We start from the raw sequence: 14,738 nt of genomic DNA on the forward strand, positions 1-14,738 counted from the left end.
AAAATGGAAAATACGTTCCATTTGACGTGGCACCTGCCTATAATCGGCAGCGTCGACATGCCTTGCAGCGGGCCTGCAGAGGCCCTGCCGCACTGCAATAGAGCCACGAAGAGAGAGCCATGGCGGAACAGAGCACAGAAGAGCTGCCGAGCGTCGAAGAATTGATGCAGCGCATCGCGGAAAACTACGAAGCGCTGCCGCGTCAGTTGAAGAGCGTCGCGACGTATCTCGAGCAGCATCGCGCGAGCGTCATGGTGGATCGCACCAGCGATATCGCGGCGAGTTGTGGTGTGCACCCGTCGGCGGTGGTGCGCTTTGCGCAACGCTTCGGCTTTTCCGGGTTCTCCGATTTGCAGGCGGTGTTTCGTCAGGCTTATACGGGGCAGGGCACGTCGTCGCCGAGCTATCAGCAGAGGATTCGCAAGCTGATCGACGAGAAGCCCGGCGCGTTGTCCGGCGGCGCGGTGGCGCGCGAATTCATCGCGGCCTCTCGCGGCGGTCTTGAAGAACTCGAAGCCGGTCTCGACGACACGCAATTCGATGCCGCGGTGAAGATGCTGCAACAGGCCGACAACATCTACGTGATCGGCGTGCGGCGCTCTTTTCCGGTGGCGAGCTACATCGTCTACGCGTTGCAGCACACGCCCAAGCGCGTGCATCTGGTGTCGGGTTTCGGCGGCATGTATCGCGAGCAGATCCGCAGCGTTAAAAAGGGCGACGTGGTGATTGCGATCAGCTTCGCGCCGTATGGCAAGGAAACGCAGTATTGCTTGCGCGTCGCGCATCATCATCAGGCGAAGACGCTGGTGATTACCGATAGCCAGTTGTCGCCGCTCGCGCGCTATGCGACCACGCAACTGTATGTGAAAGAGGGCAGCGCGTTTGCGTTCCGCTCGCTGACCAGCACGATCTGTTTGTGCCAGGCGTTGTTCATCGCGCTCGCGTACAAGCTCGAATTGAACGTGGAAGAAGCCAAAGACACTGGAGGATACGATGACTGAAACGGCAGGCGGCAAGACGATTGATGTAGCGGTGTTTGGCGCAGGGCGCATCGGCAGGATTCACGCGGCGAATCTTGCGCGGCAACCGGGTGTGCGGCTCAAGTATGTGGTCGACGTGAATCGCGAGGCGGCCGCGGCGCTCGCCGCCGAACACGGCGCCCAGGTCGCGGATATCGACGTCGCAATGGGCGACGCGTCGATCGGCGCGACGGTGATCTGTTCGAGTACGGACACGCATGCGGATCTGATCGTGAAATCCGCCGCGCAGAAGAAGCATGTGTTCTGCGAGAAGCCGGTGGACCTGACGTTGGAGCGGGCGCGCGCCTGCGCAGAAGCGGTCGAGCGTGCGGGCGTGGTGTGCATGATCGGTTTCCAGCGCCGCTTCGATCCGACGTTCTCCGCGTTGAAAGCGCGCGTCGAAGCAGGCGAAATCGGCACGCCGGAAATGCTGGTGGTGACGAGCCGCGATCCGGGCGCGCCGCCGGTCGAGTACATCCGCCACTCGGGTGGCATCTTCAAGGACATGCTGATTCACGACTTCGACATCTTCCGCTGGATTCTCGACGACGAAGCCGACACGCTGCATGCCACCGGCAGTTGTCTGTCCGACCCGGCGATTGCCGAGGCGGGCGACATCGATTCGACCGCGGTGACGATCCGCACGAAGCGCGGCCGCCTGTGTCAGATCAACACGGCGCGCCGCGCGGCGTATGGCTACGACCAGCGCTTCGAAGTGCTCGGCAGCGCCGGCATGTTGCAGGCAGGCAATGTGCGACCCACTGAAGTCACCGCGTACTCGAAAACCGAAGTATCGAGCGACGTGCCCGAAGCATTTTTCCTCGAACGCTATCGCGCCGCGTATGCACTGGAAATCGCGCATTTCTTCGACGCGATCACGCACGGCAAGCCGGTTCGCACAACCGTCGCCGACGGTCTGAAAGCGCTCGAACTCGCCGACGCCGCCACGCGTTCGTGGCGCGAAGGGCGTGCGATAAAACTGGGCGAGGCATCGCGATGAAGACGGGTACACAAGCAGTGCGTATCGGCGTGGTCGGCCTTGGGCGGTTGGGCAAGCGTCACGCGGAGAACCTGGCGTATCGCGTGCCGGGCGCTTCGTTGGTGGCCGCTTGCAGTCCGCTGGAAGAGGAGCGGGCATGGGCGCGCGAGGCGTTGCCCGAGTCGCTTCTTTACGACGACTACGCGGACTTGCTCGCCAATCGCGAGGTGGACGCGGTGTGGCTCGTCACGCCTTCGTCGTTGCACGCGCAACAGATCGTCGATGCGTTGCGCGCCGGCAAACATGTGTTCTGCGAGAAGCCGTTGTCGCTGGATATTGCCGAGTGCGAGCGCGTGCTGGCCGAAGCCGCGCGCTACCCGCAGCTGCAAGCGACCATCGGTTTCATGCGGCGTTTCGATCCGAGCTACAAGGACGCGTTCGACAAGATCGAGGCGGGCGTAATCGGCCGGCCTTTTCTGGTGCGCTCGCAAACCACGGACAAGAACGACAACGACGGCTTCTTCGTGCGTTTTGCCGCAACTTCCGGCGGGATTTTTCTGGATTGCACGGTGCACGACATCGACGTCGCGCGCTGGCTACTTGGCAAGCCGCGCGCCAAACGCGTGTTTGCGGCGGGCGCGGTCGCATTGCACGAGGGTCTGCGCGAATTTGGCGACGTCGATAACGGCGTGGCGATCTGCGAGTTCGAGGACGGCAAGCTCGCGATGTTTTATGCGTCGCGCACGCAGGCACACGGTAACGATACGCATAGCGAAGTGATCGGGACGGGCGGTGCGTTGGCGATCGGACACAACCCGCGGGCGAATCGCGTTGAGATTTATGATGCCACGGGCGTCCGCAACGAATGTACGCCGAGTTTTTTTGACCGATTCGAGGAGGCGTTTCTGCATGAGGCGCGGGCGTTCGTTGCCGCCGTGCAAGGTGGCGTGCACGCGGGCGCGGTAGCACATGCGCGCGCGGGCGCGACGCTCGCCGATGCGCTCGAGGCGACGCGGATCGCTACCGCGTTGCGGACTTCGCTTCAGAGCGGGGAGGCGGTGATGCTATAGCGCTGTGGCTGTTTGCTTTCGCGGCGCTTTATGTTCTCCGTGGGCCGCTGGGCTGCAACCACTCCGCCCGGCGGCCAAACACAGCCTGCGGTAGAATTTGACCCTCAAGTACGGCGTCGTCCGCGACGCCTCATCCCGAAGGTCATCGTCGATGCAAATTCAGATTCACAAGGAAGTCGATGCGCGCGGGCTGATGTGCCCGCTGCCCATTTTGCGCGCCAAGAAGGCGCTCGCCGACATGGAAAGCGGTCAGATCCTCAAGGTGCTGGCCACCGATCCAGGCTCGCAGCGCGATTTCGCCGCGTTCGCGAAGCAAACCGGCAATGAAATCGTCGAAAGCTCGGCGCAAGACAAGATCTTTACCTTCTTGATGCGCCGGCGCTGACACGGATTTCGGCTTAGCCGCGCAGAGTTGCGCAAAACGTCTCGCGCCCCAAAACAAAAAGGCGCTGTGCCCGCAAACACGGGGTACAGCGCCTTTTTTACTTCATGCCGGGGTCCGAACAAGCTTCCCGGCAAACCGCCGTTCAGCCTTCCAGCACCGGCGAACGCGTACGCAGGTACTCTTCGAAATCCGCCGCCACTTCCGGGTGACGCAGCGCGAACTCGACCGTCGCCTTCAGGTAACCGAGCTTGCTGCCGCAGTCGAAACGCGTGCCGTGGTACTTGTACGCCAGCACCTGTTCGTCGGCGAGCAGCGATTGAATTGCGTCCGTCAGCTGCAATTCGCCGCCTGCGCCCGGCTTCAACGCGCGCAGATGTTCGAAGATCCGCGGCTTCAGCACGTAGCGGCCCACCACGCCGAGATTCGACGGCGCAACGGCCGGCTCCGGCTTTTCGACGATGCCCGACATCTTGATAATCGAGTCTTCCCACTCCTTACCGTCAACGATGCCGTACGACTTCGTCTCCGCGGCCGGGATCTCATCGACGCCGATCACCGAGCTGTGATAGTGGTCGAACACCTCGATCATCTGCGTCATCACGGGCGGCGTGCCGTACAGCAAGTCGTCCGCGAGAATGACGGCGAACGGGTTGTCGCCTACCAGTTTTTCGGCGCACATCACCGCATGGCCGAGACCGAGCGCTTCCGGCTGACGCACGTAGAAGCAATCGACATGGCTCGGCTTGATGCTGCGCACCAGTTCCAGCAGCTTGTCCTTGCCGCGCGCTTCCAGTTCCGCTTCGATTTCGTATGACTTATCGAAGTGGTCCTCGATCGCGCGCTTGCTGCGGCCCGTGACGAAGATCATTTCGGTGATGCCGGCCGCCATTGCCTCTTCCACTGCGTATTGAATCAGCGGCTTGTCGACGATCGGCAGCATCTCCTTCGGGCTTGCCTTCGTGGCAGGGAGGAACCGGGTGCCGAGACCTGCTACCGGAAATACCGCCTTTGTAACTTTTAGCATGTGAATACCCTGAGTCCTCTGGTTTAGCTTCAGATCCGCGCCCGCCCTCGGGAGGCGGGCGCGGAGCCTTCGATCAGGCCGGCAAGCGCGCCAGCTGGGCTTTCAGCTTGCCGATGGTGGTTTCAAATTCTGCCAGCCTTTTCTGCTCCTGCTCAACGACCGCGGGCGGCGCCTTTGCAACAAAACTTTCATTCTGCAATTTAGCATTGCATTTGGTGACTTCCGTGCTCAGCCGCGCAATTTCCTTCGACAGACGTTCGCGCTCGACCGCCACGTCGATTTCCACCTTCAGCACCAGCTTGTCGTTCCCCACGAAAGCAATCGGCGCGCCATCCGCCTGCGCGTCCAGGCTCGCCTCGTCGGTAATGATCTGCACTTCCGACAAACGGGCCAACGCCTGAGCGTACGGTGCGAAGGTGCGCAGGCGCCCGGCGTTGCCAGTCGCGAGCAACGGCACCCTGGTCGCCGGCGACAGATTCATTTCGCCGCGCAGATTCCGGCACGCGTCGATCACTGCTTTCAGGTCCGCCGCCCATTGCTCCGCCTCTTCGTCGAGCTTCGACAGGTCGGCGACGGGGTAGGGCTGCACCATAATGGACGCTTCGCCCTCTGTTTTGCCTTGCGGATAACGATCGGCCAGCGGCGCTACTTTTTGCCACAACGCTTCGGTAATGAACGGAATTACCGGATGCGCGAGGCGCAATACGGTTTCGAGTACGCGCAACAGCGTGCGGCGCGTGGCCCGTTGCTGGTTCGGCTGACCCGTCTGGATCTGAACCTTGGCGAGTTCGAGATACCAGTCACAGTATTCGTCCCACACGAACTTGTATAGGGCGTTGGCCACATTGTCGAAGCGATAGTCGGCAAAACCCTTGGCGACTTCCGCTTCGACGCGTTGCAGGTGCGAGACGATCCAGCGATCGGCCGACGAGAAATTCAGGTGGCCGTCCGGGCCGCATTCGCCGCATTGTTCCGGCTTGCCGAAACCGCAGTCGTGGCCTTCGCAGTTCATCAGCACGAAACGCGTGGCGTTCCACAGCTTGTTGCAGAAGTTGCGATAGCCTTCGCAGCGCGCCAGATCGAAGTTGACGTTGCGCCCGAGCGTGGCCATCGACGCCATCGTGAAACGCAGCGCGTCCGTGCCGAAGGCCGGGATGCCGTCCGGGAATTCCTTGCGGGTTTTCTTTTCGATCGACGCGGCCTGCTTCGGATTCATCAGACCGGTGGTGCGCTTGGCGACCAGCGTATCGAGATCGATGCCGTCGACGATATCGATCGGGTCGAGCGTGTTGCCTTTGCTCTTCGACATCTTCTGGCCTTCGTGGTCGCGCACCAGGCCGTGCACGTAGACCGTGTCGAACGGCACCTTGCCGGTGAAGTGCGTGGTCATCATGACCATGCGCGCGACCCAGAAGAAGATGATGTCGAAACCGGTGACCAGCACCGACGACGGCAGGAAGTGCTTGAGCTCGGTCGTTTCGTTCGGCCAGCCGAGCGACGAGAACGGCACCAGCGCCGACGAGAACCAGGTGTCGAGTACGTCTTCGTCGCGCTTCAGGGCGCCCGTGTAGCCGGCCGCGGCGGCCTTGGCGCGAACTTCCTGTTCCGTTTTGGCGACGAAGATTTCACCGTTTTCGCCGTACCACGCCGGGATCTGATGGCCCCACCAGAGTTGCCGCGAGATGCACCAGTCCTGGATGTTTTCGAGCCATTGATAGTAGGTCGTGGTCCAGTTTTCCGGCACGAACCTGATTTCGCCGCCGCGCACCACGTCGAGCGCCGTTTGCGCGATCGACTTGCCCGGATTGAAGGTGCCTTCAGGGGCCGGCTTGCTCATTGCGACGAACCATTGGTCCGTCAGCATCGGCTCGATGACGACACCGGTGCGGTCGCCGCGCGGCACCATCAGTTTGTGCGGCTTGACGGATTCGAGCAGGCCGAGCGCTTCGAGGTCGGCGACGACCAGCTTGCGCGCTTCGAAACGGTCCAGGCCGCGATATTTTTCCGGCGCGTTGTCGTTGATCTTCGCGTCGAGCGTGAGGATTTCGATTTGCGGCAGTTTGTGGCGCAGGCCGACCTGATAGTCGTTGAAATCGTGCGCGGGCGTGACTTTGACCACGCCGGTGCCGAATTCGCGATCGACGTAGTCGTCGGCGATGATCGGGACTTCGCGGCCGGAGAGCGGTAGCGTGACTGTTTTGCCGATCAGGCGCGCGTAGCGCTCGTCTTCCGGATGGACCATCGCGGCGGTGTCGCCGAGCATGGTTTCCGGACGCGTGGTGGCGACTGTCAGATGGCCTGAGCCGTCTGTGAGCGGGTACTGGATGTGCCAGAGGTGGCCGTTTTCTTCCTCGCTGACCACTTCGAGGTCGGACACGGCGGTGAGCAGCACCGGGTCCCAGTTCACCAGGCGCTTGCCGCGATAGATCAGGCCCTGTTCATACAGGCGTACGAACACATCGCGCACGGCGGCCGACATTTTGTCGTCCATCGTGAAGTATTCGCGCGACCAGTCGATCGATGCGCCGAGACGGCGCACCTGATTCGTGATGGTCGAGCCGGATTGCTGCTTCCACTCCCAGACGCGTTCGGTGAATTTTTCGCGGCCGAGGTCGTGGCGCGAGATGCCTTGGGCGTCCAGTTGACGTTCGACGACGATTTGTGTGGCGATGCCCGCATGGTCCGTGCCCGGCACCCAGAGGGTGTTTTCACCGAGCATGCGGTGATAGCGGGTGAGGCCGTCCATGATCGTTTGATTGAACGCATGGCCCATGTGGAGGGTGCCCGTGACGTTCGGGGGCGGCAGTTGAATCGAGAAGTCTTTCTTGTTCCCGTCGAAGGATGGCGCCGCGTAGGCACGCTTTTCCCATTCGGGGCCCCAATGGGCTTCGATGGTGTGGGGCTCGAAGCTCTTTGCAAGGGTGGAGGTGGTATCGCTCGGGGTCTCGCTCATGTGTCGGTCTGCTGGAAGATGCAAAGAATGTTCGATTATAAGCGGCGCTGCGCGTGGGAACCCTGGATCGGGTTTTTGTTTGTCTGTGCGGCGCCTGGGTGGCTGCCTTGCGGCGCGGGCCTTTGCCGGTTTTCTCCTGCTCTCGCGGCACACAGACACCACGCGCCGGGAGGGCAGGAAACCCCCAAAAAACCCAGGAAACCCGCAGCGCCGGAGGGGCATATAATGTCGGACGCACTTGCCGTCCCTCCCACAAAATGCCCGATCTGCTAGCCAATCTAAACCCCGAACAACACGCCGCGGTAACGCTGCCAAACGAGCCGGCGCTGATCCTGGCCGGCGCGGGCAGCGGCAAAACCCGCGTCCTGATCACGCGCATCGCGTGGCTCATCCAGCACGGGCTGACATCGCCCGCGACCATTCTGGCGGTGACCTTCACCAATAAAGCCGCCCGCGAAATGATGTCGCGTCTCTCGGCGCTTTTGCCGATCGACACAAGAGGCATGTGGATCGGCACCTTCCACGGTCTCTGCAACCGCATGCTGCGGGCTCATCATCGTGACGCCGGATTGCCGGCCACCTTCCAGATCCTTGATACCGCGGACCAACTCTCCGCTATCAAGCGTCTGATGAAGGGCCTCAACATCGACGACGAAAAGTACCCGGCGAAAAATCTCCAGTACTTCATTAACAACGCCAAAGAACAAGGCCTGCGCCCGAAAGACGTCGACGCCACCGACAACTTCAACCGCAAATTCGTCGAACTCTACGAAGCCTACGATCAGCAATGCCAGCGCGAAGGCGTCGTCGATTTTCCGGAACTGCTGCTGCGCTGCTACGAACTGCTCGCGCATAACCCGCCGCTGCGCGCCCACTATCAGGCGCGCTTCCGCCACATTCTGGTCGACGAGTTCCAGGACACCAACAAGCTGCAATACGCTTGGCTCAAGCTGCTCGCGGGCCAGGCCAACTCGATCTTCGCCGTCGGTGACGACGATCAGTCGATCTACGCGTTCCGCGGCGCGAACGTCGGCAACATGCGCGACTTCGAACACGAGTTCAACGTCCGTCATCTGATCAAGCTCGAGCAGAACTATCGCTCGCACGGCCATATTCTCGATGCGGCCAATCAACTGATCGCCAATAACTCGCGCCGTCTGGGCAAGAATCTGCGCACCGACGCGGGGCACGGCGAACCGGTGCGCGTGTATGAGTCCGCGACCGATACGCAGGAAGCCGGCTGGATCGTCGAGGAAATCAAGGCGCTCATCGGCACGGGCACGTCGCGCAGCGAAATCGCGATCCTGTACCGCAGCAACGCCCAGTCGCGCACGATCGAACACACGCTGGTGAATGCGGGCATCGCATATCGCGTGTACGGCGGTCTGCGCTTTTTCGAGCGTCAGGAAGTCAAGCACGCGCTCGCGTATCTGCGCCTGATCGACAATCCGAACGACGACACCGCGTTCGCGCGCGTCGTCAATTTCCCGACGCGCGGCATCGGCGCGCGTTCGATCGAGCAACTCGCGGACGCGGCGCGCCTCTACAACTGTTCGATGGCCGCGGCGATTCCGTATGTCGCGGGCAAGGCGGGTTCGAGTCTCGCCGGCTTCGCGAATCTGATCGGCAGGATGCGCGCGGAAACGCAGCAGATGAGCCTGCCGGAAACGGTCGAATACGTGGTCCGCACGAGCGGTCTCGCGGAGTTCTATCAGAACGAACGCGAAGGCCAGGACCGGCTGGAAAACTTGCAGGAACTGGTCAACGCCGCCGCCGCCTTCGTCAGCGAGGAAGGCTACGGCATGGATACGCCGGCGCGCTCGATTCCGCTGCGTCCCGGCGCCACCGCGGCACCCGAACTCGCCGTTGCCACCGACGATCCGAACACGGTCGTGCTGGATGCGCCGGACCTCGCCGATCCGGCGCAAAACCCGGACACGATGACGCCGCTCGCCGGCTTCCTGTCGCACGCGTCGCTCGAAGCGGGCGACAATCAGGCGCAAGCAGGCCAGGAAGCCGTGCAGTTGATGACGGTGCACGCGGCCAAGGGCCTGGAATTCACCGCGGTATTCATCACCGGTCTCGAAGAGGGGCTGTTCCCGCACGAGAACAGCGCGATGGAATCGGACGGTCTGGAGGAAGAGCGCCGTCTGATGTACGTGGCGATCACGCGGGCGAAGGAGCGTTTGTATCTGTCGTTCGCGCAGAGCCGGATGCTGCATGGCCAGACGCGCTACAACATCCGTTCGCGTTTCTTCGACGAACTGCCGCAGGAAACGCTCAAGTGGCTCACGCCGAAGGTCGAGGCGGGCGCGCGCTGGGGCGGCCGCTCGGACAACGCCGGTTATGGGCGCGACTGGTTCGCGCGGCCGGGGTATACGGGCGCAGCGTCGTCGACGCCCGCGCCGTTGCCGGCCTTTGCCAACGAACAGCGCGCGGCGGAAACCGGTTTCCGCGTCGGCCAGCAAGTGTTCCACACCAAGTTCGGCGAAGGCACGATCACCGCGCTCGAAGGCGGCGGCACCGACGCGAAAGCGCAAGTCAAATTCAAGCGGCATGGCGAGAAGTGGCTGGCGCTCGCGGTCGCGAAACTGCAGGCGGTCGAATGAGTACAGCCCGTATCGATGCCGCCCAAAGCGGCGCGCCTGTCACCCATCGTCCGCTCGGCATTCTGGCGGCGTTGCCCCAGGAACTCGGCGATCTGATCGACGCGATGCGCGGCGAGTCCGGTGTGCGCACCGTCGCGCACGGTCAGCGCGACTATCACCTCGGCACTGTGCACGGCGCGCCGTGCGTGGTGACGTTGGCGCGGGTCGGCAAGGTCGCGGCGGCGGCAACCGTCAGCGCGCTGATTCATGCGTTCGATGTCGAGGCGGTTGTGTTCACGGGTGTCGCGGGCGGCGTGGGGCGGGAAGTGCGGGTTGGCGATATCGTCGTCGCGAACGCGCTGCTGCAACACGATCTCGATGCAACACCGCTGTTTCCGCGCTTTGAAGTGCCGCTGCTCGGCATGTCCCGGTTTACCGCCGACGCGGCGCTTGCCGGGCAACTCGCTGCCGCGTGCGAACGGTTTGTCGTCGACGAGGGCATGGCTTCGGCGGCGCGCTTCGGCACGCACACGCCGCAAGTGCATCGCGGGTTGATCATCAGCGGCGATCAGTTCGTCGCCAGCGCGGCCGGGGTACAGGCCTTGCGCGATGCGTTGCCGGATGCACTGGCTGTCGAGATGGAAGGCGCGGCGATCGCGCAGGTCTGTCACGAGTACGGCGTGCCGTGCGCGGTCGTGCGAACCATCTCGGATACCGCGGACGATCACGCGCCGGCGTCGTTCGCGTCGTTTCTCACGGAGATCGCCGGGACCTATTCGAACGCGATTCTGAAGCGGTTTCTGGAGGCGCGTAGCGCGGTCTGACCCTTCGCGCCGGATCTGCAGCGGATCGGCAAGGCGAGCTAACTTTGTCCCGCTCCACCCAGCGCTTCGCGCACCTGCTGCAACGCCGCCGGATCTTCGATCGTCGGCAAATCCCCCGGCTCGCGTCCTTCCGCCAACGCCGCAATCGCGCGGCGCAGCAGCTTGCCGGAGCGCGTCTTCGGCAGCATCGACACCACATGCACGCGCGCCGGCCGCGCAATCGCACCGAGCTGCCGGTCGACCGTCGCGGCCAGATTCGCTTCCAGCTTCGCCCGCGCATTGTCGTCGTCATAGGCCTGCGCGTCGCGCAGCACCACGAACGCCATTGCCACCTGGCCCTTCAGCGCATCCGTCACGCCGACCACCGCGACTTCCGCGACCGCCGCGTGGCTCGACAACGCTTCCTCGATTTCGCGCGTGCCCAGCCGATGACCGGCGACGTTGATCACGTCGTCGGTGCGGCCGAGGATCGTCACATAACCGTCTTGGTCCTGAATGCCCCAGTCGAACGTCGAGTAGACCTGCTGGTTCGGGATGCTCGACCAGTATGTGCTGACAAAGCGCTGATCGTCGCCCCACACGGTCGACATGCATCCCGGCGGTAGCGGATAACCGAGCGTGAGCACGCCTTTTTCGCCGGGCGCGCAGGGCTCGCCGGTCAGTTCGTTGCGCAAGGTCAGGTTGAAGCCGGCAGACGGCACGCCCGGCGAACCGAGCTTGGTCGGCAGTGCCTGAACGCCGCGCGGAATCGCCAGAATCGGCCAGCCGGTCTCGGTCTGCCAGTAGTTGTCGATCACCGGCTTGCCGAGCGCGTCGGCGATCCATGCGGCGGTCGGTTCGTCGAGCGGTTCGCCGGCCAGGAACAGCGCGCGCAGGCTCGACAGGTCGGCGTTCTTCAGCAGCGCCGGATCCTGCTTTTTCAGCACGCGCAGTGCGGTCGGCGCGGTGAACATCAGGTTGATCCTGTGCTGCGCGACGAGGCGCCACCAGATGCCGCCGTCGGGGCGAATCGGCGTGCCTTCGTACATCACGGTGGTCAGGCCTGCAATCAGCGGTGCGTAGACGATGTAGCTATGGCCGACCACCCACCCCACGTCCGACGCCGTGAACATCGTGTCGCCGGGCCGGCCCTGAAAGATGTGTTCCATCGATGCCGCCAGCGCCACCGCATAGCCGCCCACATCCCGCTGCACGCCCTTCGGCTTGCCGGTCGTGCCCGATGTGTACAACACATACGAAGGCTCGTTCGATTCGAGCCATTCGCACGGCACATGGGCGTCGAAAAACTGCTCGTGCAGCGGCTCGTAGTCGACCAGATAGCTTGCGTTCAGACGCTCGGGGGCGAGCTGCCGGTCGATCAGCAACACGTGCGGGGTCTTGTGCGCCGCCCGCGCGAGCGCCTCGTCGACCAGCGGCGTGTAGTCGATCACTTTGCCGCCGCGCGCGCCGGCGTCGGCGGTGACGATCAGCACGGGTTTCGCGTCGTCGATGCGAGCGGCGAGATTCGGCGCGGCGAAGCCGCCGAACACCACCGAGTGAATCGCGCCGAGCCGCGCGCAGGCGAGCATCGCGAACAGCGCTTCAGGGATCATCGGCAGATAGAGCAGCACGACGTCGCCGCGCTTGACGCCTAGCGAGCGCATCGCCGCGGCCATGCGGTTGATTTCCGCGTACAGATCGGCGTATGTGTAGCGCCGCTCGATGCCGGTTTCCGTCGACACATACACTAGCGCGTTCTGCTGCGCGCGCTCGACCAGATGCCGGTCCACCGCGTTATGGCACAGATTCGTGCGCCCGCCGATAAACCAGCGCGCGAAGGGCGGATTCGAGCGGTCGAGCACGCTGTCGAACGGCGTCTCCCAATGAATCCGCCGCGCTTCATCGCGCCAGAATGCCTCGGGGTTCTCGATCGAACGGCGGTGGAAGTCGCGATAGCTTGTCATCGGCGGCGATCCTTCTGCGGCGTGAGTGAACGAGTCTCGAGTCACACGCGCGGTGTGTACGGCGCGAGAGCGGGGCGTGTATCCGCACAAGCATAGAGCACACGCGGCCGTGCGGACAACGCGGGTTCACCATGAGCGGGGGCGGCGCGATCCAGATGGCAAACCCGTGGCCCAAAGAAAAAAGGCGCCGCGGCGCCTTCTCCCTCATGCAACGGCCGGGCGAACCCATCAAGCTTTCGCGCGCTTGCCTTCGACATCCGGCAGGAACACCGTCAGCACGCCGATCAGCGGCAGGAACGAGCAGACCTTGTACACATACGCTATGCTGGTGGCGTCGGCCAACTGGCCGAGCACGGCCGCGCCGATCCCGCCCATGCCGAACGCGAAACCGAAGAACAGCCCAGCGACCATCCCCACTTTTCCGGGGATCAGCTCCTGCGCATAGACGAGGATCGCCGAGAACGCCGAAGCCAGCACCACGCCGATGATCACGGTCAGCACGCCGGTCCAGAACAGGTTGGCGTACGGCAGCAGCAGCGTGAACGGTGCGACGCCGAGGATCGACACCCAGATCACATACTTGCGGCCGATCCTGTCGCCGACCGGACCGCCGATCACCGTGCCCGCCGCAACCGCCGCGAGGAACACGAACAGATGGACCTGCGCGGCCTGCACCGGCAGATGGAATTTGTCGATCAGATAGAAGGTGAAGTAGCTGTTGAGGCTGGCGAGGTAGAAGTACTTCGAGAACACCAGCAGGATCAGCACGCCCATCGCGAACATGACCTTGTTGCGCGACAGCGTTGCGTGCCCGGCGACATTGCGCGCCTTCTTCACCGGCGGATGTTGCTTGTACCAGCGGCCGATCTGCGTGAGCACGACGATCGCGACGAGCGCCGCCACCGAAAACCACGCGATGCTGCGCTGGCCGTGCGGAATCACGATCAACGCGGCGAGCAGCGGGCCGAGCGACGAACCCGCATTGCCGCCCACCTGGAACAGCGACTGCGCGAGACCGTGACGACCACCCGAGGCCATCCGCGCAACCCGCGACGACTCCGGATGAAACACCGACGAGCCGCAGCCGACCAGCGCCGCTGCCACCAGCAGCACGCCGAAATTCGACGCGACCGACATCAGCAGCAGGCCGGCGAGCGTGAAGCCCATGCCGACCGGCAGCGAATACGGCTTCGGATGCTTGTCCGTATAGATGCCGACGAGCGGTTGCAGCAGCGACGCGGTGATCTGGTAGGTCAGCGTAATCAGGCCGATCTGGCCGAAGGACAACGAAAAGTTGTCTTTCAGCATCGGGTAGATGGCCAGAATCAGCGACTGGATCATGTCGTTGAGCAGATGCGAAAAGCTGATCGCACCGAGCACGGAATAGACAGTCCGCTGGACTTTGGCCGCCGGCTGCGTGGCGGCGGCAGGCTGGGCGGGATTGGCGGTACCGGCTGACGCGCCGGCAAGGGCGCTTTTTTCGAGGCTCGTTTCCATACGCTAGATGAGAGAGAAGGTGAGAGAGAGATGGAAAAAGGATGACGGGTCATGAATCGAGGCTGCCGGCTCAGGTTCATTGCTGGTTTCGATACCGCGGCATTTCGACGCGGCGCCCGGCGTTGTCGGCTAATTGTCTAAGTTTAATGTGGCTTGCATGAATTGTAAGGACAAGTTTTGTCGTGAATCGGACGCTTTGGGTGTCGCAGATGCAGGAGGATCCGGCGTTCCCGGCACCATGACGGTGCCTGGCGGCGGATGCACTGCCACGGATCGGCGCGGCTGGCAAGCCGTTCCGGAAATACGGTTCGGGTATTTTGGCCATGTATAAAACGGTCGCGGGCGCGCGGCTTACGAGGCGGCGAGGTCTGGGACCGGGCGACATGCGGTCGGCATGAATGCGGGCGGCGCTAAAGATCGCAGACGTTTATGCCGTAGACCCGGAGAGATCAGAAG

At 63.1% G+C, this 14,738-nt stretch carries 10 protein-coding genes; 6 read left to right on the forward strand and 4 right to left on the reverse strand.

What is annotated here, in order from left to right; all coding sequences use genetic code 11:
- Positions 1-119 precede the first annotated feature (119 nt).
- From SB772_RS26360 to SB772_RS26375, 4 genes are all read left to right on the forward strand, one after another.
- Positions 120-1,001, forward strand: coding sequence for a MurR/RpiR family transcriptional regulator (locus tag SB772_RS26360; RefSeq protein WP_410836116.1), 882 nt, complete (start codon positions 120-122; stop codon positions 999-1,001).
- Complete coding sequence (iolG, locus tag SB772_RS26365; RefSeq protein ID WP_410836117.1) at positions 994-2,019, forward strand: inositol 2-dehydrogenase; 1,026 nt, start codon at positions 994-996, stop codon at positions 2,017-2,019. The genes SB772_RS26360 and iolG overlap by 8 nt, the downstream gene beginning before the upstream one ends.
- On the forward strand, positions 2,016-3,068 hold the full coding sequence (locus SB772_RS26370) for a Gfo/Idh/MocA family oxidoreductase (RefSeq protein WP_410836118.1): 1,053 nt from the start codon (positions 2,016-2,018) through the stop codon (positions 3,066-3,068). The genes iolG and SB772_RS26370 overlap by 4 nt, the downstream gene beginning before the upstream one ends.
- 157 nt (positions 3,069-3,225) lie before the next feature.
- Complete coding sequence (locus SB772_RS26375; RefSeq protein ID WP_115102597.1) at positions 3,226-3,453, forward strand: sulfurtransferase TusA family protein; 228 nt, start codon at positions 3,226-3,228, stop codon at positions 3,451-3,453.
- Between the two features lie 142 nt (positions 3,454-3,595).
- On the opposite strand, the gene galU is transcribed toward SB772_RS26375, so the two are convergent.
- Complete coding sequence (gene galU / locus SB772_RS26380) at positions 3,596-4,477, reverse strand: UTP--glucose-1-phosphate uridylyltransferase GalU (RefSeq protein ID WP_410836119.1); 882 nt, start codon at positions 4,475-4,477, stop codon at positions 3,596-3,598.
- 73 nt (positions 4,478-4,550) lie between these two features.
- Positions 4,551-7,430, reverse strand: a complete 2,880-nt coding sequence (locus SB772_RS26385; RefSeq protein WP_410836120.1) for a valine--tRNA ligase — start codon at positions 7,428-7,430, stop codon at positions 4,551-4,553.
- A 257-nt stretch (positions 7,431-7,687) separates the two neighbouring features.
- Between SB772_RS26385 and SB772_RS26390 the strand changes: the two genes are divergently transcribed.
- Entirely contained in the window at positions 7,688-10,039 is a 2,352-nt protein-coding gene (locus SB772_RS26390; protein WP_410836121.1) for a UvrD-helicase domain-containing protein, read from the forward strand.
- Positions 10,036-10,842: a 5'-methylthioadenosine/adenosylhomocysteine nucleosidase gene (locus SB772_RS26395; protein ID WP_410836122.1), complete on the forward strand. Its 807-nt coding sequence runs from the start codon at positions 10,036-10,038 to the stop codon at positions 10,840-10,842. Before SB772_RS26390 ends, SB772_RS26395 begins: the two co-directional genes overlap by 4 nt.
- 38 nt (positions 10,843-10,880) lie before the next feature.
- Here the strand turns inward: SB772_RS26395 and SB772_RS26400 are convergent, their stop codons facing one another.
- Positions 10,881-12,785, reverse strand: coding sequence for a propionate--CoA ligase (locus SB772_RS26400; protein ID WP_410836123.1), 1,905 nt, complete (start codon positions 12,783-12,785; stop codon positions 10,881-10,883).
- Between the two features lie 228 nt (positions 12,786-13,013).
- Entirely contained in the window at positions 13,014-14,282 is a 1,269-nt protein-coding gene (locus tag SB772_RS26405) for an MFS transporter (protein ID WP_410836124.1), read from the reverse strand.
- Between the last annotated feature and the right edge of the window lie 456 nt (positions 14,283-14,738).

It is taken from the genome of Paraburkholderia sp. SIMBA_030 (genome assembly GCF_046535245.1).
Lineage (GTDB): Bacteria > Pseudomonadota > Gammaproteobacteria > Burkholderiales > Burkholderiaceae > Paraburkholderia.